The following is a 23580-nucleotide window of genomic DNA, read 5'->3' on the forward strand; positions in this document are numbered from 1 at the left end:
CCCAGTTGAAATGCGTCTCGGGCGTTCAGATCGCCCTTTCGGTTTCGGGGTCGAACAGGTGCAGCCCCTCGGGACGGGCGGCGAAACGCAGCGTTTCGCCCAGCGCGATCGGGGTCTCGGACTTGATCTCGACCGTGACCCGCGTGCCGCCGCAATCGCAGATCAGCACCGATTGGGCGCCGATATATTCCGACACGATCACCCGCAGATCGAGCGCGCGGTCGGGCGCCGCCTCGGGCGCGTATTCCAGGTCCGACGGCCGGATACCCAGCGTCGCCCGCCCGCCGCCGAGCTTGCGCGCGCGGGTCACGATATCCTCGGGCAGGCGCAGCGAGAACCCCGCCCCCCGCGCGTGCAGCCCCCCATCGTCGACCAGCTCGGCCTCGAGGAAATTCATCGGCGGCGACCCGAGAAAGCCCGCCACGAACCGGTTGACGGGGCGGCGGAACAGCTCGGACGGGGTGCCCTGCTGCTGGATATGGCCGCCATTCATCACCACGATGCGATCGGCCAGCGTCATCGCCTCGATCTGGTCGTGTGTGACGTAGACCATGTTCTTGCGCACGCTCTGGCGCATCATCGCCAGCTCGGCCCGCATCTGGCCGCGCAGCTTGGCGTCGAGGTTCGACAGGGGCTCGTCGAACAGGAATATCCCCGCATCGCGGCACAGGGCGCGGCCCATGGCGACGCGCTGGCGCTGCCCGCCCGACAGCTCGCCGGGCTTGCGGTCGAGATAGGGCGTGAGACCCAGCATCTCGGCCGTGGCGCGCACCTTGCGGTCGATCTCGTCCCTGGGCCGTTTCTTGAGCCGCAGGCTGAACGACATGTTCCGCGCGACGTTCATATGCGGGTAGAGCGCGTAATCCTGGAACACCATCGCGATGTCGCGATCCTTGGGGTCGAGATGCGCGATGGAGCGTCCGTCGACGACGATATCCCCGTCCGACACCGATTCGAGCCCCGCCAGCATCCGCAGCGTCGTCGACTTGCCGCAGCCCGAAGGGCCGACCAGAACGGTGAACTCGTTCTCGGCCATGTCGAGGTCGATGCCGTGCAGCACCTCGAGACCGCCATACCGTTTGACGAGACGCTGAAGCTGGATTGACGGCATCGAATCCTCTCCCCAAGGCACTGGCAGCTTTCTGCATACAAAACCGGAAGTAAATATCCAAAATTGCGCGGCGACAAAATGGCTGCTATGACGGAACACGCATTCGACAAGGGATCGGCATGGACAAGGCACGACAGCCGGGCGGCGACGGATCGCGCGGATCGACCGTCGCGCGCATCGAGACGGCGCTCCGCGACGATATCGCCGCCGGCGCGCTGGCACCGGGCGAACGGCTCGACGAGATGCGCCTAACGGAACGGTTCGGCGTCTCGCGCACCCCGGTCCGCGAGGCGCTGTCGCGGTTGACGGCACAGGGCATCCTCGTTCCGGGCGAAAAGCGCGGCGTCCGCGTCGCCGAATACACGCGCGAGGAACTCGCCCAGATCTTCGAGGCCATGCACGAGATCGAGGCCGCCTGCGCCCGCGTCGCCGCGCAACGCCTGTCGCTGCTCAGCCGGGCCGAGATCGAGGCCGCGCAGCGCCAGTGCGAGGCCGCCGCCGAGACCGGCGACCTGCAACTCTACCTGCGCGCCAACGAGGCGTTTCACCAGGCGATCTACAAGGCGACGGGCAACCCCTATCTCGCCGAGATCGCGGCCGAGTTCCGCCACCGCACCGGCCCGTTCCGGGCCAAGAGGTTCGCCGGAAAGGCCGACATGATCGCCTCGGCCCGCAGCCACGAGACCCTCATCGCCGGCATATTCTCCGAGGATTCAAAGACCGCGTCGGACGGGATGCGCGCCCATATGACGGCCTCGTTCCTCCAGACGCTCGCCGCGAACTGACCCCTGCCACGCGTTTTCGCTTGCACCCGTATGCAAATGCGTGACTTTGTATGCAAACAGGAATCACGCAAGCGGAGGGCGCCATGGGTGTCGCAGAAACCCGGATCTACCCGATCAATACCGGCTGGCTCGAGGCGGATCTCGGAACATATGTCTTCTGGAAGGGTCCGGCCGGCAAGAAGATCTGGAACCCGGTCTATTGCCACTATGTCGACACCGGCACCCACAAGATCCTGATCGACACCGGCCTCTGCGACGAGGAACGGGCGACGAAATATCACCACAAATGCGACAAGCGCGGCTGTCTCCAGGTCCACGAGCACCTGGAACAGAAGCTCGGCGTGCATCCCGACGAGATCGACGCCATCGTGTTCACGCATCTGCACTGGGACCATGTCCAGAACATGAAGCAGTTCAGGAACGCCCGCTACATCGCGCCCCGCGCCGAGATCGAGATGGCCTTCAACCCGCTGCCGCTCTACTACCGCACCTATGAAAGCGGCTATCTCGGGATCGAACCGGCCTATGCGGGCTGCGTTTTCGAGGCGGTGGACGACGAATGCGAGGTGCTTCCGGGCATCACCATGTTCCACACGCCGGGCCATTCGGTCGGCCACATGGCCGTGACCGTGGCCACAAGCGCGGGCGATATCGTCATCGCGGGCGACGCCATCTTTCAGGAGCGCAACCTCGAGCCGAACCCCGACGAGGGCTGGCGCCACTGGGTGCCCGCGCGCTTCGTCAACAGCTACGAGGGCTGGAAATCGGTCGAAGAGATCGACAAGCGCGCCGATTACGTGCTGGCCTGCCACGACGCCGCGGCCAACGAACGCTCGGACGTGTTCCCCTACGAGGGCATGCCGATCCGCAAGCGGCGGCAGGTGATCCCCGGCTACCAGTTCTATTTCGGCGACATGCCCCCCGGCACCGCCGAGAAATCCGCCCCGCCCATGACCCGGCAGGAGGCCGAGCGCTATATCGCCTCGCTCGTGCCGCCGACGCCCGACCCGACCTGAGCCATGGCGCGGGCCATCGCTTCGCTGGCCGAGGTGGCGGACGGCTTCGGCGCCGTCGTGCTCGATCAATGGGGCGTGCTGCATGACGGCCGCACGCCCTATCCCGGCGCCGTCGATGCGCTGCGCGCGCTGGCCGCGCGCGGCACGCGGCTGGCGGTTCTGTCCAATTCGGGCAAGCGCGCCGGGCCGAACGCCGACCGGATCGCGGCCATGGGCTTTCCGAACGGGCTGTTCGAGACGGTGATGACCTCGGGCGAGGCGCTTTGGCGCGACATCGCCCAGGGCCGCGTCACCGCGCATCGCCTGTTCCCGATCGAGCGCGCGCCGGGTGATGCCCGCGCCTTTTGCGAAGGGCTGCCCGTCACGCTCGCCCCCGATCTCGCCGGGGCCGATGCGGTACTGCTCATGGGGTTGCCCGACGATGCCGACCCCGCCCCGGTCGCTTCCCTGCTCGACGCGGCCACGGCGCGCGGCCTGACGGTCCATTGCACCAATCCCGACCGCGCCTCGCCCCGTGCGGACGGGGCCACGGTGGTCTCGCCCGGCGCGCTGGCCCATGACCTCGCCCGGCGCGGCGGCACGGTGCGGTTCTACGGCAAGCCCCACCCGCCGGTGTTCGAGGCGGTGGCCGCCGCGCTCGACCTGCCGCCCGCGCGGCTCCTGATGGTCGGCGACAGCCCCGAGCACGACATCGCGGGCGCGGCCGCCGCGGGCTGGTCCAGCGTCTTCGTGCGCGGGGGCCTGCACCGCGCGGCACTCGGGCGGGCCGTCGATCCGCGCGTGCTCCACCGTCTCTTTGCCGAGCAGAGGGCGCCGCTGCCCGATTTCATCCTCGACACGATCGGAGCCCGCCATGCGTGACACCGCCGATTTCACCGCCTTTCGCGCGCTTTCGGCGCGGCTGGGGCGCGATCCGTTGCAGGTGCAGGGGGCGGGGGGCAACACCTCGATCAAGCAAGGCGGCACCATGTGGATCAAGGCCTCGGGCACCGAGCTGGCCGAGGCCGAGGCGCGCGACATCTTCGTCGCCGTCGATCTCGACCGCGCCCGCAACGAGGCGGGCGGGATGGGCGACGGCACCTGCCGCGCGGCGCTCGAGGACCCGACCGGGGGCCTGCGCCCGTCGATCGAGACGACGTTCCACGCGATCCTGCCGCAGCGCGTCGTCGCCCACACCCATTCCGTAGCCGCGCTGACCCATGCCATCGCCCCGGCGGGGCGCGCGGCCGCGCGCGACAAGCTCGCCGGTCTGCCCGCGGCGTTCGTCCCCTATGCCAAGCCGGGCCTGCCGCTGACCCGAGAGATCGCCGCGCGGGCCGCGCCCGGCACGCGGGTCTACCTGCTGGAAAACCACGGGCTCATCTGCACGGGCGACAGCGTCGCGGCGGCCGAGGCGCTTTTGGCCGAGGTCGAGACGCGGCTCGCCCTGCCCGCCCGGCCCGCAGCCGCGCCGCCCGATACCGCCCCGCCCCGAGGCGCGCTCTGGGCTGCCGAAAGCTGGATCGCCGCGGACGCGCTGGCCGCGGCGCGGGCGCGCGCGGGCAGCTACTGGCCCGATCACGTCGTCTTTCTCGGCCCCGCCCTGCCGACATGGCCCGCCCGCGCGCCGGCCGCCTTGGTCGAGGGGCGCGGGATCGCGCTGTCGCCGGACGCGACGCCCACGCAGCGCGCCATGTTGCGCTGCCTGTCGGACGTGCTGCGCCGCCTGCCCCCCGATTGGGAGCCCGAGGCCATAGGCGCCGCGGCCGAGGCCGCGCTGCTCGACTGGGACGCCGAGAAATACCGCCAGGCCATGGCGGCGCGGTCATGAGCGCGCTGGCGCTGGGGCTCGACCTCGGCAGTTCGGGCATCCGCTCGGCGGTGATCGACGGCACGGGCCGGGTGCTGTCCGAGGCGCGCGCGGCCTATCCCGCGACCGATCCCGACCGGCTCGACGCGATGGGGTGGTGGGACGGCGCCGCCGCCTGTCTCGACGCGCAGATCGCCGCGCTGGCCGCGGCGGGCCACCGCGCGGACGAAATCGGGCATATCGCGGTCGACGGCACCTCGGGCAGCGTGGTGCTGGTCGACGAGGCGCTCGTGCCGGTCACGCGCGCGCTGCTCTACTCCGCCGGGGGCTTTGCCGACGAGGCCGCGCGCATCGCCGCCGTGGCCCCCGATCCGCATATCGCGCGCGGCCCCGGCTCGGCGCTGGCGCGTGCGCTACGGCTTGTGGCCGAGGGGGATGCGGGCCGCGCGGCGCATCTGCTCCACCAAGCCGATTTCATCGCCGCGCGGCTGATGGGCCGGGGCGGTCATTCGGATGCGAACAACGCGCTCAAGACCGGCTACGACCCCGAGGCGGGCGCATGGCCCGGCTGGATCGCCCGCACCGGCCTGCCCGCGCATCTGCTGCCGCGCGTCCACCTGCCGGGCGCCGCGCTCGCGCCCGTGGCGCCAGAGATCGCCGCGCGGTTCGGCCTGTCGCCCGAGGCGACGGTGCATGCGGGCACCACCGACAGCATCGCCGCCTTCATCGCCGCGGCCCCGCCGACGCCGGGGGCGGCGGTCACGTCGCTGGGCACGACGCTCGCGATCAAGATGATGGTGCCCCGGCGCATCGACCGCCCCGAGATCGGGCTCTACGCGCACAGGCTGGGGCCGGGCTGGCTGGTGGGCGGGGCGTCGAATACCGGGGGCGGCGCGCTCCTGCGCCATTTCACCCCCGCCGAGATGACGCGGCTTTCGGCCCGGATCGACCCCGACCGGCCGAGCCCGCTCGACTACTACCCCCTCCCCGCCCCCGGAGAGCGGTTTCCCGCCAACGACCCCGCGCTGCCCTCGCGCACCGAGCCGCGCCCCGACGACGACGCGGCCTTTCTGCACGGTCTGCTCGAGGGGATCGCCCGGATCGAGGCCGCCTGCTACGACGCCATCGCCGAGATGGGCGGCGGGCGGCCTGCGGTCGTCACCACCGCGGGCGGCGGCGCGGCCAACGAGACATGGCGGCGGATCCGCGCCCGCGTCATGGGCCGCCCGGTCGAGATTGCCCCCCGCAGCGAGGCCGCCATCGGCGCGGCGATGCTGGCGCTGCGCAGCGGCTGAGCGCCCCCCGCCGCCCCCCGTGCGGCATCGCGCGCCTTGCCGCCGCCCCGCGGATTCGCTTTGCTCTGCGACCAACGCCTTGAAGAGGCCGGTCATGTTCGTCCTTACCCGCCAGACGCTCTGGAATCCCGCCGTGCTCGAGACGCGCGGCCTGCCCAAGCGCATCCTCGGCCGCGTCATGCCGATCCCGCGCCGCGGGATCACGGCGCCGGTGCTGGCGCGGCTGATCTTCGAGGTGCAGCCGCTGCGCTACGGCGTCGCGCTGGCGCCTTTCGCGGTCGCCATGCTGGTCTGGCCGCACCTCGCCCTGCCCATCGCGCAGGCGCCGCTGGCGATGGTGCTGGTGCTGGGCGTGGTCGAGATGCGGCTGCTGCGGCTGCGCCCCGACCGGCGCGAGGCGCAGGTGGACGAGGACGAGGCCGCGCGCCGTCTCGACCGGCTCGCCTTTCGCGCGCGCGCCCTGCTGCGCGGGATCGCCGCCCGGCAGGGCATCGAGGATGGCGACCTGCGGCTGGTGATCGAGCAATCGGACCTCGTCCGGATCGCCCCGCTCACGCTGGTCTCGGTGCAGACCGACCGCCCCGCGCCCCGGCTGCTCGATCTCGACGACCGCGACCGCGCGGCCCTGTTCCGAGGGCTGTTCGACGCCGAATTGACCGAGCGTGACCTGCACGCGGTCAACCTGCGCCAGAACAGCTTTCTGCGCGAGGTGCGGATCGGGGCGCGCGCCGTCTCGGGTCACGCACGCATGGCCGCGTGGATCGACCGCAAGGGCGGACCGACGCTTGCCGGTGCGGGGGCGGGCCGGTGACGATCAACGCCGCCACCGTCGCGCCGGGCGAGGCGCTCGACACGCTCGAGGCGGGCTGGGCCGCGCAGCGCCAGGGCGGCTTCACCGCGTCATGGATGCTTCACGGGCGGCCGGGCGTCGGCAAGACCGAGATCGTGCAGGCGCTGGCCGCGCGGCACGGGGCGCGTCTGCACGACCTGCGGCTCAGCACGATCGAGCCGCAGGACCTGCGCGGCCTGCCCTATTACGACCACGACACGCGCCGCACCGTCTGGTTCCCGCCCGAGGATCTGCCGCGCGACGACGGCCGCCCGGCGGTCCTGTTCCTCGACGAGCTGACCGCCGCCGCCCCGACCCTGCAACCCACCGTCTACGGGCTCTTGCAGGAACGCCGGATCGGCACCTATTCCCTGCCCGGGGACAGCTTTGTCGTCGCCGCGGGCAACACGGTCGAGGACGGCGCCATCGCCTACGAGATGGGCAGCGCGCTGTCGGACAGGCTGGTGCACATGCTGGTGCGTGCCGATCCCCGCGACTGGATCGAACGCTATGCCGTCGGCGCCGATATCCACCCCGCGGTGGTGGCGTTCCTGCGCACCCGGCCCGACCTGCTCGAAACGACCGAGGCCGCGCTGCGCCGGGGCGAGACGGTCGCGGCCACGCCGCGCGCCTGGACCCGCGTCAGCCGCATCGTCGCGGCCGTGCCCGACCGGCGGCAACGCGGGGTGATGATCGCGGGCACGATCGGCGCGGCCACGGCGGCCGAGTTCGCCCTCGTCGCCGACGAGATCGAGGCGGCGCTGCAACTCGACGCGCTCATGGACACGCCGCGCCGCGACCGCGCGCCGCTGTATCCCGAGACGCTGCACGGGCTGACCGCGCTGGTCTATGCGCTGGCCGCGCGCGCCTCCGAGCCGACGCTCGAGCGGACCATCGAGATCCTCGCCGACATCCGCGGGCTGGACGGGGCGGGGCGGCGCGCCTTGCCGCTGTCCGAACTCGCGGGCTTCGGCTTCGAGGTGCTGATCCGCAAGGCGTTCGAGCGCGGCTGGCAGGACGCCTTTGCCCGCTCGCCCGCCTATGCCGCCTACATGGCCGAGCGGCAGGGCATGGGTGTGCCGTGACCCATGCGCGGCGGGCCGGGCCGGCGCTGGCGCATCTGGGCGAGACCGATCCCGCGCTCGCCGTGCTCGCGCTGTGGTGCCGCCATCGCGACGGCACCGGGCCGACCCGCACCGAGGGCGAGACGATCCGCTACGGCCCCGGCTTCGACCTGATGCCGCTGGCCGAACAGGTCGGGATGGCCGCCCATCACATCCTGCATGTCGCGCTGCGCCACGGCCCCCGGCAGGCGGCGCTGGCCGAACGGATGGGGCCGGGTTTCGACCCCGATCTCTACGGGATCGCCGCCGATGCCATCGTGAACGAGACGCTGGGCCTTGCCGGCCACCCCCTGCCCCGCCCGTCCCTGCGCCTGTCCGAGCTTCTGGCCGCGATCGGCGCGCCCGCCGTCTCGCCCGTCGCGGCGCTGGCCGAATGGGATGCCGACGCGCTGGCCCTGCGGCTGCACCGCGACGCGCCGACGCGGCAAAAGGCGCGCGATCACGGCAAGGCGCGCGCCTTTCTGCGCGATCTCGCGCCCGGCGACGCGGGCGATACCCCGCAGGAGGCCGAGGCCTGGGTTGCTCACCTCGAACGCGCGCTGGCCGCCGGGCGCGCCGCGGGCAGCGGGATCGGCGCGCTGGCGGGGCGGCTGGCCGACATGGCGCCGCCCCGCATCCCGTGGGAGCGGCAGTTGCGCGGCCTGCTGGCCCGCGCCCTGATCGAGGCGCCCCGCGTGAGCTGGCGCCGCCCCTCGGGCCGCTGGGCCGCGCGCCACGCCGATGCGCGGGCGCGCGGTGCGGCCGAACCGGCCTTCGAGCCGGGGCGCCAGCGGATCGACCACCTGCCGCGCATCGTCGTCGCACTCGACACCTCGAGCTCGGTCGACGAGGCGACGCTGGCGCTTTTCTCGGCCGAGATCCGCGGCATCGCCGCGCGCATGGCGGCCGAGACATGGCTGCTGGCCTTCGACGAGGACGTGCACGAGGAACGCCGCATCGACCCCGGCGATCGCGGCGCGCTGGACCGGATCGCGCCCAGGACCGGGGGCGGCACCGATTACGGGCCGGTCATGGCGCGGTGCCGCGCGCTCGGCCCCTCGGTCGCGGTCATCCTGACCGATCTCGACGCGCTGCCGGTCCCGCCCCCGGCCTGCCCCGTGCTGTGGGTGACGCCCCGACCCGCCCCGCCGCCGCCCTACGGCCGGGCGCTTGCCATCGCGGGCTGAGCGCGCGGCCTCACCACCCGCCGAACCGCGGCCAGACGGCAAGCCCCGGCTCGCCCGGCGCGATGACGTGATAGCGGTCGTGCTGCGCGGCGGTCGCGCAGGCGTGGTTGGGCAGGATGCGCAGCCGCGTGCCCACCGGCAGATCGGGCAGCGGTCCCGTTCCGCCAGGCCGCAGGGCGACGATGCCATGTTCCTGGTTCGCGCCCGTCACGATCAGCTCGCCCAGCGGGCGCCCGTCGAGATCGCAGACCACGCCATAGCCCTGGTCGACCCGTTGCGCCGCGGTGCCCCGGTCGCGCGACATGGCCATCCAGCCCGCATCCACCATCGTCCAGCCCTTGGCCGGCTGGTGGCCGATCACCGTGGTCAGCACGCTCAACGCGATATCGTCGATCCCGCAAACCCCGATCCCGGCCATGACGAGGTCGAAGAACATGTAGACCCCGGCGCGCAGCTCGGTCACGCCTGCAAGGTCGCGCGCGGCGTGGGCCGTGGGGGTCGAGCCGACGCTGACCACCGGGCAATCCAGCCCCGCCGCCCGCAGCCGTTCGGCGGCATCGACGACCGCGCGCCGCTCGGTCTCGGCGAAATCGGCATGGGCCGCGCGGCCCTCGGCGCCATAGCTTTCGCCGGCATGGGTCATCACCCCGCGCAGCCTGCCGCCCGGCGCAAGGATGCGCCCGATCTCGACCAGGGCCGGGTCGTCGGGGACGAGCCCGCCGCGATGCCCGTCGCTGTCGATCTCGATCATGGCCGGCACGCCTGCATCGGCCGCGGCGCGCGCCTGAACCGCGCTGTCGAGGATCACCGCAATGTCGCACCCCGCCCGCCGCAGCGCCGCCGCGCGGTCCAGCTTTTGCGGCGCGATGCCCACGGCATAGAGGATGTCGTCGTAGCCCGCCGCGTGGAACCGCTCGGCCTCGGCCAGGGTCGAGACCGTGATCGGGCCGGGCGTGCCGCCGGTCAGGCAGGACGCGACCTCGACCGATTTCGCGGTCTTGAGATGCGGGCGCAGCGTCACGCCGAGCGCCTCGGCCCGGCCCGACAGCCGCGCGATGTTGCGCGCCATGCGGGTGCGGTCGAGCACCAGCGCGGGGGTCGTGACGTCGTCGAGCGATTTCGGATCGGGCATCTGGCTTTCCTCTGCGGCGCGCCCCATGGTAACGGGCGAACCGGCCCGGCGAAAGGCGCGGACCGGTCGAAAACCCCTTTCAACCCAAAGGTCTGGACATGCGTTACACTTTTGCGGCCATCGCCGCGCTCGCCCTCGCGGGACCGGCCGCGGCCGAGATCGGCATCACCCTCGGCATCGGCGCCGCCGACAGCCTCAGCACCGCGCGTTACACCTGCGGCGACGGCGCGCCCTTCGATGTCACCTACGTCAATTCGGGGGCCAATTCGCTCGCCATCCTGCCGGTCGACGGCGAAGAGCGGATCTTTGTCAACGTGATCTCGGGGTCGGGCGCGCGCTATGTCTCGGGCGGGCATGTCTGGTGGACCAAGGGCGACGGCGCCATGCTCGAAAGCACCTTCGAGGAAAGCACGCGCGACTGCACCTCGGCCGAGGGCGCGGCGCAGTAATCGCACCCCGGCCATGGGCGCGCGCCGCGCTCCGCCCGTCCTGGGCGTGCCAGAATGTCGCAGGCTGCGGCGCGCGCTTGATTACCCCCTCGGGGCGGCCCATCTCGGGGGCATGACGATGTTCAGGCTTCATACGAGGTTCCTGCTCAACGCAGGAAATTCACTGAATCGCCGGTAGCCCCGTGCGGGGCGGGGTGCGTTCGCACACGTTCCGCGCACGGGGTCTCTGAGATCTGACCACAGATCATCCGCAACGGCGTTCGCGCCCACACCGCCGCATGGTCCAACCGGCCCGCGCGCGGTGACGGGCCATGCGCCACGGTTCACCCTCGGCATCGGAGCGCGTCATGCATCCCTATCTCTTTTTTCAGAACTCTCCCTTCGGCCCCCGGCAGAACGGTGCCGGCCACGACGACCTGCCGCGGTACACGACGCGGCGCGGCAAGGGCTGGCTGCGGGCGGCCATGCGCCGGTGGGAACGGCGCAAGATGGCCGCGGCGCTTCATGCGCTGCCCGATCACCTGCTGAACGACATCGGCATCCGCCGAGGCAACATCCGGCTGCTGGTCGACGATCTCGACGACCGCGAGCTGTCCATGCGCCCCGTGTCGCCCCGCCTCGCGCGGAGCCATGCCCCCCGTGCCCGCGCGGCCGGGGCCGACCGGGCGCATGCGTGACGCGGCGCGGCGCGGCGCGTGTCATGCGCCGTGCCCCCGGACGGGCCGCCCCCGCGCGACTCCCCCTTGCGCAGGGATGCCGGCCCCGTCGCCCGCCCTTCGGGGCGGGCGACCCCATTTCGCCCCCGGCGTCATGAGCATTGACAGGGCGGCGGCGAAGGATAAGCTGGAGGGATGGTCAAGAACGAACGCCAGTCCAGGTATCTTCTTCTGACCCGCCAGGTGCCCTGGGCGGTCTGCGCATAGGCGCGACTAGGACCTCTCGGGGCATTTCCACATCGCGATACCGATACTGCGGACGTCCCCCAGGCGTCGTCCGCCCCCGGCCCGGACGCATCCCGCGCGGTTCAGGGCCACGCCCTGCCTTTACATGCTATCCCCGCCGATGCGCGGGAAGGAGACCCCAATGACCGCACCCACGTCCAAGCCCCGCAGCCCCGGCAGAAAGCCCAAGATCGTCATCAGCGCCGATAGCCTCGACAAGCTCGAATCGCTGGCCGAGGGCGCTATCGCGCGCAATCCGGTGCTGGCCGACCGCCTGCTGGGCGAGCTCGGCCGCGCCCGCATCGTGCCCGCCGGCAAGCTGCCCGCCAATGTCGTCGCCATCGGGCGCGAAGTCACCTATCGCGACGGCACCACCGGCCAGGAGAAATCGGTGACGCCGGTCTTTCCGCAGGATGCCGATATCGCGCGCGGGCGGATCTCGGTGCTGACGCCCATCGGCGTGGCGCTGATCGGGCTGGCCGAGGGCGCGTCGCTCGATTGGGACACGCGCGACGGCGAACGCCGGGTGCTGACCGTGCTGCGCGTGGGGATTCCCGCGGACGAGGCCCCGGCCGAGGATCTCAAGGCCGGCTGACCGCAACCCCGGCGCGCGCCGCCATGCGCGCGCCGTCAGCCGCCGCGGGCCCAGGCCCAGGCGGCATCCTCGTCCTTGGCGTCGAAAAGGCGCAGCCCGAAAGGCATCATCCCGCCCACCGTGCCCGCGATGGCCGCCATCCAGGGCGGCGCGCCGATCAGCGCATAGCGGCCCAGATGCGACATGGCGTCGAACTTGGTGCCCATCAGCGACCGCGTGAGGATCGAGGGGTCGAACCCGTCGAAGGACGCGATCCGCACCAGGAGGTTCACCTTGCGCCCCTCCTCGAGATGGGGGGCGAGCGGCGCGAGCATGCGGTCCACGTCCTCGGGCGTGATCCGGCCGTCGATCTCGAAGGCGAGCAGCCCGTCCGACCCGTCCGACAGCACCGTGACCGCGCCGGACTGCGCGGACCGTGCCGTGACGCGGTCGGGCAGGTCCGACACCCATGCCTCGGCCTCGGACGCCTGCGCGGCATCGAACCGGCGCATCTCGATCATGGGCATCAGCGGATCGACCCAGGCGAGGATGGCGCCGATGGCCTGCAGGTCCGAGACGACCGCCATGCGCGCGAATACCGACCAGCGGGCGAGTTTCGACAGCTCGAACCGGGCCTCGGCGGCCAGCGCGTCGGCGGTGATGTCGGCCCAGTCCTCGGCCCGCACGATCAGCCCCATCGGACCCTCGCGCTCCAGCTTCGGGCCGAGCGCCTGCTCGAGCCCGGCGATATCGGCCCGGTCGACGACACCGCTCAGCGTCACCTCGACCACGTCGGCCCCGATTTCCCGTACCCTCAGCATGGCGCACCTTCCTTTCCGGTTCGGCGCGGGGCCGGACGGCCCCGTGCCCTGCACCTTACCTAGTCAGCCGCGCGCCCCGTCCAAGCCCCCCGTCCAAGCCCCCCGGTCAGAGCACGCCGGGCAGGAACAGCGCGATCTGCGGAAAGGCGATCAGCGCCACGGCCATCGCCAGCATGACCAGCACATAGGGCAGCACGCCCACCATCACCTCGGTCATGGAGCCCGATTTTCGCGCCCCCTGCACCACGTAGAGGTTCAGCCCCACGGGCGGCGTGATCAGCGCCATCTCGACCAGCACGATCATCAGGATGCCGAACCAGATCACGTCATAGCCCTGCGCCTCGACCAGCGGCACGATGATCGGGATCGTCACCACCATCAGCGACAGCGTCTCGATGAAGAAGCCGAGCACGATATAGATCAGCACCACGACGAGGATCGTGGCCAGCGGCGTGAGCCCCAGCCCCTCGAGAAACCCGCGCAGCGCCTGGCCCAGCCCCGCCGAGGCGAGGGTGAAGTTCAGGAACGACGCGCCGATGACCACCAGCATGATCATCGAGGTGATCTTGAGCGTGCCGAGCAGGCTGTCGCGCAGCATCGGCACCGACACGCCGCCAAAGACGGCGGCGATGGCCAGCGCGCCCGCGACGCCCACCGCCGCCGCCTCGGTCGGGGTCGCCCAGCCGCGATAGATCGTGCCGATGATGATGGTGAACAGCACGATGATCGGCACGAGATCCTTGAGCGCCGACAGCATCTTGACCAGCGGAAAGACCCGTCTTTCGCCGCCGAGGCCGGGCCGGACGATGCAGATCAGCGCGGTGACCACGACGAAGCCAAGCGCCAGCGTCAGCCCCGGTATCAGCCCGGCGAGGAAGAGCTGCGGGATCGAGGATTGCGTGAGGAACCCGTAGACGATGAGGTTGATCGACGGCGGGATCATGATGCCCAGCGTGCCGCCCGCCGCGATGGCCCCCGAGAACAGCCGCGGGTCATAGCCCAGCCGCTCGGCCTGCGGCATGGCGACCGTGGCCACCGTGGCCGAGGTCGCCACCGAAGAGCCAGAAGTGGCCGAGAACATCGTCGCCGTGGCGATATTGGCATGGATCAGCCCGCCCGGCAGCCACGAGATCCAGCGGTCGAGCGCGGAATAGGTCCGCTCGGCCACGCCCGAGCGCACGAGTATCTCGCCCAGCAGCACGAAGAACGGGATGGCGATGAGCGTCGCGCTGTTGCTCGACGACCAGACGAGGTTGCCCAGCGCGCGCATCAGCGGAAAGGGGGTAAAGAACCGGTCGATCCCGAAGCCCAGCAGGAACAGCACGACCCCCACCGGGATCGACAGCGTCAGCAGGCCCAGAAGCCCCGCGGCGATATAGAGGATCATGGCTGCGCCTCCTGCTCGCCGAAGGCGCCGATGGCGGCCTCGGCCGCGCCGAGCCGGCCCTGCAGCGTCATCACCGCCGCCGCGACCAGCGTGGCCCAGGCCATCGCCGCGAACCACGCCCAGCCCGCGAACCACGGCCCCTGCACCCAGGCCAGGGGCGTCTCGAGCGGGGTGTTGGCGGTCGATCCGTTGGCCAGCGAATTGGCCAGCACCGGCCAGCATTGCCAGGCGATCACCGTGACGCAGATCGCCAGCACCGCCTGCGCCAGCAGGTCCATCATCACCCGCCCGCGCGAGGCCAGGCGGCTGCGCAGCAGGTCGATGCGGACATGGCCCAGCTCGAGCATCGTGTAGGCCATCCCCCACGAGGTCGCGATGGCCATGACATAGCCGCTGATCTCGTCGGTGCCGCCGAAGGACGCGCCGACCTGCCGCAGCAGGATATCGGCCAGCACGAACGCGGCGCAGCCCAGCAGGCCGATGCCCACGAGGATCGCGAGCCACGCGTTGATGCGGCGCAGAAGGCTCAGGGCGGTGTCGGCCATGGGATGTCCTCCGTCGAAACAGGATAGGCCCGGCCCCCGCGACATGCCGGGGGGCCGGGCCGAGCGTAATGCATCGCGCGCGCCGGCGCGCGGGTCAGTTCACGGGGATCTGCACGTTCACCGCCTGGCCGACGCTCTCGTTCCAGCGCGTCGCCCAGTCGGAACCGGCCCGCTCGCCCCATTCGGGCAGCACCTCGTTCACGAGGATCTCGCGCGCGCGCTCGGTATCCTCGGCCGAGGGCTCGACCAGGGTCATGTCGGCCGGCTCGCCCGCGGGGCATTCGCCGTTGCCGGTCAGGCAGGCCACGTCATTGACCAGCGCATCCTGCGCGGTCTCCCAGGCGGGCGCCTCGAAATTCTCGGCAATCTGCGTCTGGAGCGTGTCCTGCAACTCGGGCGAGAGGCTGTTCCACTTGTCGAGGTTGATCGCCGTCACGACCGGGTCCCAGCCGCCCAGCGGCAGGGTCATGAGATGGGTCGAGACCTCCCACCAGCCGGCCGAATAGCCCGACCCGGCGCCGGTCACGGCGCAATCCACGACGCCTTTCTGCAACGCGCCCGGCACCTCCGAGAAGGACACGGTGATGCCCTCGGCGCCTAGCGCCTCGAGGAACTTGGCCGTCATCCGCCCCGAGGCGCGGACCTTGAGCCCTTCGAGGTCGGACAGCCCCGAGATCTCGTGGTTGCAGAACACGACCTGCGGCGGATAGGGCGCGATCGCGAGCACGCGGCTGTTGAACCGCTCTTCGAAGATGTCCTCGACCATGGGGCGCGCGGCATCGACCATGGCGCGCGCATCCTCGGCGTTCACGGCGACGAGCGGCACGTCGAGCCCTTCGAGCTCGGGCGCGTCGGCCACGACGTAATCGGCGACGGTCATGCCCACGTCATAGACCCCCTGCCCCAGCAGGCGGTACACGTCCGCCACGCCCAGGCCCATCTGGTCATGGGTCGTCATCGACACCTGCAAATCGCCATCCGTGGCCTCGGGCAGGGTCTCGGTCCAGAAGGGCTGTTCGTATTGCTGGTTCAGCGGCAGAGACGACCAGCTTCCGACGACGTTCAGCGTCTCGGACAGGGCCGGCACGGCGACAAGCGCCGTGCTGGCGGCGATGGCGGATATCAGGGTCTTCATGGTTCGCTCCTCCAGGGGTTGGGTCGGTATCAGTCCGGGGCCAGGATCGTGGTCTCGGCATCCTCGGCCACGTCGGCGATCAGCATGTGTCCGGGCTTGTGGGTGATGCACAGCGCCAGCCCCGCCCGTTCCAACGCGACCTGCGGCGTCACCCCGCAGGCCCAGAACACCGGGACGTGACCGGGCGGCAGGGGCGCGGGATCGCCCCAGTCGGGCGCGCCCGTATCGGCGATGCCGATGGCGGCGGGATCGCCCGCATGGACCGGCGCGCCATGGGCCTGCGGGAACCGCGCGCAGATGGTCGCGACCTCGTCCACGCGATCCTCGGGAATGGCGCGCATCGATACAACCATCGCCCCGCCAAAGGGCCCCGCGGGCACGGTCTGCAACCCCGAGCGGAACATCGGCACCGTCGTGTCGTTCTCGATATGCCACATCTCGATGCCCGCCTCTTGCAGCGCATGCTCGAAGGTGAACGAACAGCCCAGCGCAAAGCCCACGGAATCGTCGCGCCACAGGTCGACGATATCGGCGCGGCTTTCGACCAGCTTGCCGTCGCGATAGACGTTATAGGCCGGCAGGTCGCGCCGGATGTCGATGTCGCGGCCCAGGGTGCGCAGCATCGGGTCGCCCGTATCGGTGACGCCCACCAGCGGGCAGGGCTTGGGGTTGCGCTGGCAGAACCGCATGAAATCGAGCGCGGCCGCCTCGGGCAGGATCGCGATATTGGCCTGCAACGCACCCGCGGCCAGCCCGGCGGTGTGCCCGCCATAGCCGCCCTGCCGGATCACCGCCCTGAGCTCGGCCGGTGTCGCGCCGCGCAGGTCGTGATGTTGCCGCCCCATCGGCGCCCTCCCCAAGGTTCGGCCCCCAGTCGAACCCCAGAGGCCGCATAAACACAAATAGAAGGATTTTAGGTGAATCCATAGGAGTTGGTGATGGCCCGATGCTCCACCGCCGCCTCGCGGGCGAGATTGGCCGCGATTTCAACGGTATGGCTGCGCGGCTCGGCGATGTAGGAGGCTGTGAACTCGAGCGGGGGCGGCACCCAGCCCGGATCGAAGCGGCAGATCGCGCCCCGCGCCTCGAAGGGGCGGGCCAGCGCCACGGGCAGCGCGCCCACGCCGATCCCCGCCTCGATCAGCCGGAACGACGCCGAAAGCGACGAGGACGGGAACAGCCGCACACCCGGCCCCAAGCGGTCGAGCAGCATGTCGCGCACCTGCCGAAAGGGCCGCGTCGGGCGCAGGTAGCTGATGACCGGATAGCGCAGGAAACCCGCGTCGCCCTCCTCCGGCCCCGCCGCGTCGCGCTCCAGCCGGGGCGAGCGGTACCAGCCCAGCTCGAACGAGGGCAGCGCGAGGTTGTCGACCCGGTGCTCGGAAAGGGGCCCCAGCAGAAAGGCCAGGTCGATCCGCCGGTCGAGCAGCGCGTCGCGCAGGCTGACCGAGATATCGACGTCGATCTCGATCTGGAGGCTGGGAAAGCGGCGGTGCAGCCGCGACACGAAATCGGGCAGCCAGCATTGCGTCACCGTCTCCGAGGCGCCGATCCGCAGCGCGCCCCGGATCGCGGCATCGTCGATCACGTTCGTCTGAACGAGGTTGCCCAGTTGCTCGAACCGCTCGGCATAGGTGCGGAACAGCTCTCCCGCGCGGGTCGGTCGCAGCACCCCGCCCGAGCGGTCGAACAGCGCCTTTCCCAGCGCCGTCTCGAGCTTTTGCAGCCGCGCCGTCACCGCGGGCTGCGTCAGGTTCAGATGCTGCGCCGCCCGGCCCACGCCGCCCAGCCGCACCACCGCCAGAAAGGCGCGGATCTGGTCGAAATTGAGGTTCGGATGCGTCATGTGCCCCCCGTCGCGGCCCCTTGCCCGCGCCTGCATGTTGCGATACGCCCCCGCCGCGCGGCGGGCAACCGACCGTGCCGCGGGGCGCGGGGCCGTGCCCGGCCGCGACATCCCGCCTCACCTCCGCGCCGCGGGCCGCCGCGACGTAAGGTCAGAGAACCGATTGCCCCCGGCCGATCTGCGCCTATGCTGCGCGGGTTCGGCCGCGATCAACCTTCGGTTGCCCGCAGCCTGACCCGCCGATCAGCCCAAGGGAGAGAGACCCCATGACAAGACTGACCCGTTCCGCCCTGGCCGCGCTGCTGTCGAGCGCGGCGCTTTTTGCCGCGCTGCCCGCCGGCGCGCAGGACACCCACCCCGAAACCGGCGAGGCCCTGGCCGCCGATCAGGTCTTTACCTACCGCCTGCTCGACAATGTCAGCTCGCTCGATCCGCAGATCGTCGAGGATGTCGATGGCTCGGACGTGGTGCGCGACCTCTTCGAGGGGCTGATGAACCAGGATGCGCAGGGCAATCTCGTGCCCGGCGTCGCCACCGGCTACGAGGTCAGCGACGACCGCAAGACCTATACCTTCACGCTGCGCGAGGATGCCGTCTGGTCCGACGGCGAGCCCGTGACCGCGGGCGATTTCGTCTATGCGTGGCGCCGCGCCGCCGACCCGGCCACCGCCTCGCCCTACCAGTGGTTCGTGGAACTGATGTCGCTCGAGAATGCGGGCGCGATCGTCGCGGGCGAGATGGCGCCCGACCAGCTCGGCGTGAGCGCGCCCGACGACCGCACGCTCGAGGTCCGGCTGAGCGAGCCGCTGCCCTATTTCCCGCAGATGACCACCCATTCGACCACCTTCCCCACGCCGCAGCGCGTGATCGAGGAACATGGTAGCGAATGGACCCGCCCCGAGAACATCGTCTCGAACGGCGCCTACGTTCTGACCGAATACAGCCCCGGCGAGCGGATCGTGCGCGAGCGCAACGAGGCTTACTGGAACAACGCCGAGACCATCATCGACCGCGTCGTGGCGCTGGTCATCAATGACGAGAACGTGGCGCTGACCCGCTATCTCGCCGGAGAGCTCGACCGCACCGAGGTTCCCGCCGGCCAGTTCCCGCGCCTCAGCCAGGAACGCCCCGACGAGGCGATCAGCTTTCCGCGGCTCTGCAACTATTACTACACCTTCAACCTGAGCGAGAGCGGCCCCGAGGCGTTCAAGGACCCCCGCGTGCGCAAGGCGCTGTCGCTGGCCGTCGATCGCGACATCATCGTGAACAACGTCAAGGCGGGCGGCGAGCCCCCGGCCTATACCTTCACCCCCGAGGCGGTCGCGGGCTTCACCCCGCCAGAGACCGAGATGGCCGGCATGACCCAGGCCGAGCGGGACGAAATGGCGAAGGAGCTGCTGGCCGAGGCAGGCTACGGCCCCGACAACCCGCTGAGCTTCGACATGATCTACAACACCGACGAGGCGCACGAAAAGATCGCCGTGGTGCTCAGCCAGATGTGGAAGCAGAAGCTCGGCGTCCAGGCGACGCTGGCCAACATGGAGTGGAAGGTCTTCCTCGACACGCGCGGCCAGCAGGATTTCGAGATGGCGCGCGGCGCGTGGTGCGGCGACTACAACGAGGCGTCGACCTTCCTCGACCTCCTCGACAGCGCCTCGGGCTACAATGACGGCAAGTACAACAACCCCGAATACGACGCGCTGATCGAGCAGGCCAAGACCGCCGAGGACACCACCCCCCTCTATACGCAGGCCGAGCAGATCATCGCCGAGGACATGCCGGTGATCCCGATCTATCACTACGCGGGCGTCTACATGCTCGACAGCGACGTGGGCGGCTGGCCCGTGGATAACGTCGAGCAGAACTGGTATTCGCGCGAACTCTACAAGAAGGCCGAGTAACCTTCGGCTGACCGCCCGCCCCCGCGCGACCGGGGGCGGGCCCCTCCCTTCCCGGACCGTCACATGCTGTCATATGTCATCCGCCGCCTGGCCGTCGCGATCCCGACGATCCTTCTGCTCATCGTGGCCTGTTTCTTCCTGATGCACCTCGCGCCGGGCGGTCCGTTCACCTCGGAACGCCCTCTGCCCCCGGCGGTGCTGGCCAATATCGAAGCGCAATACGGGCTCGACCAGCCGCTGTGGAAACAGCTCTGGGACTACCTCGCCAATATCGTGCTGCATTTCGATTTCGGCCCCTCCTTCGTCCAGAAGGACCGCAGCGTGAACGACATCATCGCCAACGGCTTCCCGATCTCGCTGACCTATGGCGGGCTGTCCTTTCTCGCCGCCACCGTGCTGGGCGCGGGGCTCGGCGTGCTGGCCGCGATCCGGCACAACAGCTGGATCGACTACGGCGCCGTCAGCCTCGGGATCGCGGCGCAGGCGCTGCCCAACTTCATCATGGGGCCGATCCTCATCCTCGTCTTCACGCTCTGGCTGGGATTGCTGCCCGGCGGCGGCTGGAACGGCGGGCAATGGCAATATCTCGTGATGCCGGTCATCGCGCTCGCCACCTCCTATATCGGGTCGATCGCGCGGATCACGCGCTCCTCGATGCTCGAGGTGATGAACTCGAACTTCATCCGCACCGCCCGCGCCAAGGGCCTGCCCGAGCGCACGATCCTGTGGCGCCACGCGATGAAGCCGACGCTCATGCCGGTCGTGTCCTATCTCGGCCCGGTCTTCGTCTACGTGCTCACCGGCTCGGTCTTCGTCGATCTCTATTTCTCGACCGGGGGGCTCGGGGCCGATTACGTCAGCTCGGCGCTGACGCGCGACTATGCCGTGCTGCTGGGCGTCACCATCCTCTACGGCACGCTGACCGTGCTGGTGAACCTCGCCACCGATCTCGCCTATGCGTGGCTCGACCCGCGCATCCGCTACTGAAAGGGGCCTTCCCATGTTCGGAACCTCTCCCAAGACGGCCGAGCTTGCCGCCGACATCTCGGATTTCGAGGCGGTGCGCGGGCGGTCGCTGCTGCGCGACGGGATGGACCGTTTCCTGCGCAACAAGGCGGCGATGGCCAGCCTCGTGCTGCTGTCGGCCATCGTGCTCTTCGTGCTGATCGGCCCGCTTTTCGCGCAATACGCCAATGACGAGATCGACTGGGCGCGCATGGCCGATATCCGCGGCCAGGGCGCGCCCTCGATCGCCACGGGGCATTATTTCGGCCTCGACGAGCTCGGGCGCGACCTCTACGCGCGGGTCATCCAGGCCACGCGCACCTCGTTGCTGGTGGGGCTGATCGGGGCGGCGATGGCGCTGGTCGTGGGCACCGCCTGGGGCGTGATCGCGGGGTTTTACGGCGGGCGGCTCGATTCGGTGATGATGCGGGTGGTCGATATCCTGCTCGCCATCCCGCTGACGCTGGTGCTGATCCTCATCCTCGTGATCGCCGGGCGCAGCTTCGTCGCGCTGTTCGTGGCGCTGGGCGCGGTGTCGTGGCTCACCATGAGCCGGATCGTCCGCGGCCAGACGCTCGCCCTGCGTTCGCGCGAGTTCGTCGAGGCCGCGCGGGCGGGCGGCGTGTCGCAGCCCAAGATCATCCTGCGCCACATCCTGCCCAACCTCGCGGGGGTGGTCATCGTCTATGCCTCGCTGCTCGTGCCCGAGATGATCCTCGCCGAGAGCTTCATCTCGTTCCTCGGCCTCGGCATCTCCGAGCCGCATACCTCGCTCGGCCGCCTCATCGCCGAAGGGGCCGGCACCATGGCCTATGGCACCATCTGGCAGCTCCTCATTCCGCTTTTCTTCTACGTCGCGATCATCGTCACCATGTTCTTCATCGGGGACGGGCTGCGCGACGCGCTCGATCCCAAGGACCGCTGATGCCCGTTCTGTCCGTCTCAGACCTTTTCGTGAGCTTCGACACCCCCGACGGCACCGTCGAGGCGGTGCGCGGCGTGTCCTTCGATATCGGCCCCGGCGAATGCCTCGGCATCGTCGGCGAAAGCGGCTCGGGCAAGAGCCAGAGCTTCATGGCCGCGATGGGGCTCTTGCCGCCCAACGGGCGGGCGCGCGGCTCGGTCCGGCTGGGCGGGACCGAGATCCTGGGCCTCTCGCCGCGGGCGCTGAACCGGGTGCGGGGCGCCGATGTGGGGATGATCTTCCAGGACCCGCTGACCGCGCTAACGCCGCATCTGCGCGTGGGCCAGCAGATGGCCGAGGTGCTGCGCACCCATCGCGGTCTCGGCGGGGCGCAGGCGCGGCGGATCTGTCTCGACTGGCTCGACCGGGTGCGCATCCCCGAGGCCGCGCGCCGGCTCGACCAGTATCCGCACGAGCTGTCGGGCGGGATGCGCCAGCGGGTGATGATCGCGCAGGCCATGCTCTGCGATCCCAAGCTGCTGATCGCCGACGAGCCGACCACCGCGCTCGACGTCACGGTGCAGGCCGACGTGCTCGACCTGATGGCCGACCTCAAGCGCGAGCGGAACACCGGACTCGCGCTCATCACGCATGACATGGGCGTGGTCGCACGGATGTGCGACCGCATCGAGGTCATGCGCGACGGCCTCTTCGTCGAAAGCGGCGAGGTCCACGACATCTTTGCCGCGCCCGCGCATGACTATACCCGCCGCCTGCTCGACGCGATGCCGCGCATCGACGGCACCGCGCGGCCCGCCGCCGACGCGGCCCCCGAGACCATCCTCGAGGTCGAGGACATGCGCGTGCATTTCCCCGTGCCCGAGCGCGGCGGCCTCTTTCCCCGCACGCGGCCCCTGCGCGCCGTCGACGGGGTGAGCTTTGCGCTGAAATCGGGCGAGACGCTGGGGATCGTGGGGGAATCGGGCTGCGGCAAGTCCACGCTGGCGCGCGCCGTGCTGCGGCTGGTCGAGCCGACGGGCGGCGCCGTGACATGGCTGGGCCGCGATCTGACGGGGCTCGACCGGCGCGCGATGACCGAGGCGCGCAAGGATCTCCAGATCGTGTTCCAGGACCCGCTGGCCAGCCTCGATCCGCGCATGACCATCGGCCAGTCCATCGCCGAGCCGCTGCGCACCTTCCGCCCCGAGCTTACCGCCACCGGGCGCCGCAACGAGGTGCGCGCCATGATGGAGCGGGTGGGCCTCGAGCCCGACAAGCTCAACCGGTATCCGCATGAATTGTCGGGCGGCCAGAATCAGCGCGTCGGCATCGCGCGGGCGATGATCAACCGCCCCCGTCTCATCATCTGCGACGAGGCGGTGTCGGCGCTCGACGTGTCGATCCAGGCCCAGATCGTGAAACTGCTCAAGGATCTGCAGGCCGAGTTCGGCATGTCGATGCTGTTCATCAGCCACGACCTGTCCGTCGTGCGCGAGATCTCGCACCGGATCATGGTCCTCTATCTGGGGCGGATCGTCGAGATGGGCGAGGCCGACGCGGTCTGCGGCGCCCCGCGCCATCCCTATACGCGCTCGCTGATCTCGGCCGTGCCGATCCCCGATCCGGCCGTCGAGCGCGCGCGCAAGCGCATCCGCCTGCCCGGAGAGCTGCCCTCCCCGCTCGACCCGGCGGCGGCGCTGCGGTTCCTGCCCTCGCGCCGGTCGAGCGCGGGATATGTCCCGCAACTGATCGAGGTCGCGCCGGGGCATTGGGTGGCCGAGCACGACACGCTCGAGACCATCATGGGCGACGAGGCGGCCTGAGC

Annotated in this window: 23 protein-coding genes; 15 read left to right on the top strand and 8 right to left on the bottom strand. The window is 70.5% G+C overall.

Annotated elements, in window-relative coordinates; all coding sequences use genetic code 11:
* Positions 1 to 25: 25 nt before the first annotated feature.
* Positions 26 to 1111: an ABC transporter ATP-binding protein gene (locus E2L08_RS08480; protein ID WP_133396642.1), complete on the bottom strand. Its 1086-nt coding sequence runs from the start codon at positions 1109 to 1111 to the stop codon at positions 26 to 28.
* A 119-nt stretch (positions 1112 to 1230) separates the two neighbouring features.
* Between E2L08_RS08480 and E2L08_RS08485 the strand changes: the two genes are divergently transcribed.
* The 8 genes from E2L08_RS08485 to E2L08_RS08520 all read left to right on the top strand — a co-directional run bounded on the left by E2L08_RS08485 (position 1231) and on the right by E2L08_RS08520 (position 9115).
* On the top strand, positions 1231 to 1896 hold the full coding sequence (locus E2L08_RS08485) for a GntR family transcriptional regulator (RefSeq protein ID WP_133396643.1): 666 nt from the start codon (positions 1231 to 1233) through the stop codon (positions 1894 to 1896).
* 83 nt (positions 1897 to 1979) lie between these two features.
* Positions 1980 to 2912 carry an N-acyl homoserine lactonase family protein gene (locus E2L08_RS08490; protein ID WP_133396644.1) on the top strand — a complete coding sequence of 311 codons (933 nt, stop codon included), beginning with the start codon at positions 1980 to 1982 and terminating at the stop codon, positions 2910 to 2912.
* Between the two features lie 3 nt (positions 2913 to 2915).
* Positions 2916 to 3773, top strand: a complete 858-nt coding sequence (locus E2L08_RS08495; RefSeq protein ID WP_133396645.1) for a TIGR01459 family HAD-type hydrolase — start codon at positions 2916 to 2918, stop codon at positions 3771 to 3773.
* Positions 3766 to 4722 (top strand): class II aldolase/adducin family protein, encoded by a 957-nt coding sequence (locus tag E2L08_RS08500; RefSeq protein WP_133396646.1) that lies wholly within the window; start codon positions 3766 to 3768, stop codon positions 4720 to 4722. Before E2L08_RS08495 ends, E2L08_RS08500 begins: the two co-directional genes overlap by 8 nt.
* On the top strand, positions 4719 to 5996 hold the full coding sequence (locus E2L08_RS08505) for an FGGY-family carbohydrate kinase (protein ID WP_133396647.1): 1278 nt from the start codon (positions 4719 to 4721) through the stop codon (positions 5994 to 5996). The genes E2L08_RS08500 and E2L08_RS08505 overlap by 4 nt, the downstream gene beginning before the upstream one ends.
* 94 nt (positions 5997 to 6090) lie before the next feature.
* Positions 6091 to 6807, top strand: a complete 717-nt coding sequence (locus tag E2L08_RS08510) for a hypothetical protein (protein WP_133396648.1) — start codon at positions 6091 to 6093, stop codon at positions 6805 to 6807.
* On the top strand, positions 6804 to 7910 hold the full coding sequence (locus E2L08_RS08515; RefSeq protein WP_133396649.1) for an AAA family ATPase: 1107 nt from the start codon (positions 6804 to 6806) through the stop codon (positions 7908 to 7910). The genes E2L08_RS08510 and E2L08_RS08515 overlap by 4 nt, the downstream gene beginning before the upstream one ends.
* Complete coding sequence (locus E2L08_RS08520) at positions 7907 to 9115, top strand: vWA domain-containing protein (RefSeq protein WP_133396650.1); 1209 nt, start codon at positions 7907 to 7909, stop codon at positions 9113 to 9115. Before E2L08_RS08515 ends, E2L08_RS08520 begins: the two co-directional genes overlap by 4 nt.
* Positions 9116 to 9125: 10 nt before the next feature.
* Here E2L08_RS08520 and E2L08_RS08525 read toward each other — a convergent pair whose 3' ends face one another.
* The gene (locus E2L08_RS08525; RefSeq protein ID WP_133396755.1) at positions 9126 to 10247 is read right to left on the bottom strand and encodes a DSD1 family PLP-dependent enzyme; all 1122 of its coding nucleotides are present in this window, start codon (positions 10245 to 10247) and stop codon (positions 9126 to 9128) included.
* Positions 10248 to 10345: 98 nt separating this feature from the next.
* On the opposite strand from E2L08_RS08525, the gene E2L08_RS08530 reads away from it, so the two are divergent.
* The 3 genes from E2L08_RS08530 to rnk all read left to right on the top strand — a co-directional run bounded on the left by E2L08_RS08530 (position 10346) and on the right by rnk (position 12232).
* Positions 10346 to 10696 carry an MliC family protein gene (locus E2L08_RS08530; protein WP_133396651.1) on the top strand — a complete coding sequence of 117 codons (351 nt, stop codon included), beginning with the start codon at positions 10346 to 10348 and terminating at the stop codon, positions 10694 to 10696.
* 347 nt (positions 10697 to 11043) lie between these two features.
* Complete coding sequence (locus tag E2L08_RS08535; RefSeq protein WP_168771091.1) at positions 11044 to 11373, top strand: DUF1127 domain-containing protein; 330 nt, start codon at positions 11044 to 11046, stop codon at positions 11371 to 11373.
* Between the two features lie 406 nt (positions 11374 to 11779).
* The gene (gene rnk, locus E2L08_RS08540) at positions 11780 to 12232 is read left to right on the top strand and encodes a nucleoside diphosphate kinase regulator (RefSeq protein ID WP_133396653.1); all 453 of its coding nucleotides are present in this window, start codon (positions 11780 to 11782) and stop codon (positions 12230 to 12232) included.
* Between the two features lie 35 nt (positions 12233 to 12267).
* Here the strand turns inward: rnk and E2L08_RS08545 are convergent, their stop codons facing one another.
* The 6 genes from E2L08_RS08545 to E2L08_RS08570 form a co-directional block, all read right to left on the bottom strand.
* Positions 12268 to 13032: a SpoIIAA family protein gene (locus E2L08_RS08545; RefSeq protein ID WP_133396654.1), complete on the bottom strand. Its 765-nt coding sequence runs from the start codon at positions 13030 to 13032 to the stop codon at positions 12268 to 12270.
* Positions 13033 to 13138: 106 nt separating this feature from the next.
* Positions 13139 to 14419, bottom strand: a complete 1281-nt coding sequence (locus E2L08_RS08550; RefSeq protein WP_133396655.1) for a TRAP transporter large permease — start codon at positions 14417 to 14419, stop codon at positions 13139 to 13141.
* Positions 14416 to 14964: a TRAP transporter small permease subunit gene (locus E2L08_RS08555; protein WP_133396656.1), complete on the bottom strand. Its 549-nt coding sequence runs from the start codon at positions 14962 to 14964 to the stop codon at positions 14416 to 14418. The genes E2L08_RS08550 and E2L08_RS08555 overlap by 4 nt, the downstream gene beginning before the upstream one ends.
* Positions 14965 to 15058: 94 nt before the next feature.
* Positions 15059 to 16099 (bottom strand): TRAP transporter substrate-binding protein, encoded by a 1041-nt coding sequence (locus tag E2L08_RS08560; RefSeq protein ID WP_133396657.1) that lies wholly within the window; start codon positions 16097 to 16099, stop codon positions 15059 to 15061.
* A 29-nt stretch (positions 16100 to 16128) separates the two neighbouring features.
* A complete protein-coding gene (locus tag E2L08_RS08565) occupies positions 16129 to 16944 on the bottom strand; it encodes a putative hydro-lyase (protein WP_133396658.1) in 816 nt (271 codons plus the stop codon).
* Between the two features lie 68 nt (positions 16945 to 17012).
* The gene (locus E2L08_RS08570; protein ID WP_133396659.1) at positions 17013 to 17945 is read right to left on the bottom strand and encodes a LysR family transcriptional regulator; all 933 of its coding nucleotides are present in this window, start codon (positions 17943 to 17945) and stop codon (positions 17013 to 17015) included.
* Between the two features lie 266 nt (positions 17946 to 18211).
* Between E2L08_RS08570 and E2L08_RS08575 the strand changes: the two genes are divergently transcribed.
* From E2L08_RS08575 to E2L08_RS08590, 4 genes are all read left to right on the top strand, one after another.
* Complete coding sequence (locus E2L08_RS08575; RefSeq protein ID WP_133396660.1) at positions 18212 to 19846, top strand: peptide ABC transporter substrate-binding protein; 1635 nt, start codon at positions 18212 to 18214, stop codon at positions 19844 to 19846.
* A 63-nt stretch (positions 19847 to 19909) separates the two neighbouring features.
* A complete protein-coding gene (locus tag E2L08_RS08580) occupies positions 19910 to 20833 on the top strand; it encodes an ABC transporter permease subunit (RefSeq protein WP_133396661.1) in 924 nt (307 codons plus the stop codon).
* A gap of 13 nt (positions 20834 to 20846) precedes the next feature.
* Positions 20847 to 21776 carry an ABC transporter permease subunit gene (locus E2L08_RS08585; protein ID WP_133396662.1) on the top strand — a complete coding sequence of 310 codons (930 nt, stop codon included), beginning with the start codon at positions 20847 to 20849 and terminating at the stop codon, positions 21774 to 21776.
* Positions 21776 to 23578, top strand: a complete 1803-nt coding sequence (locus tag E2L08_RS08590) for an ABC transporter ATP-binding protein (protein WP_133396663.1) — start codon at positions 21776 to 21778, stop codon at positions 23576 to 23578. Before E2L08_RS08585 ends, E2L08_RS08590 begins: the two co-directional genes overlap by 1 nt.
* The last annotated feature ends 2 nt before the right edge of the window (positions 23579 to 23580 follow it).

It is taken from the genome of Palleronia sediminis (assembly GCF_004358695.1).
Classification (GTDB): Bacteria; Pseudomonadota; Alphaproteobacteria; order Rhodobacterales; family Rhodobacteraceae; genus Palleronia; species Palleronia sediminis.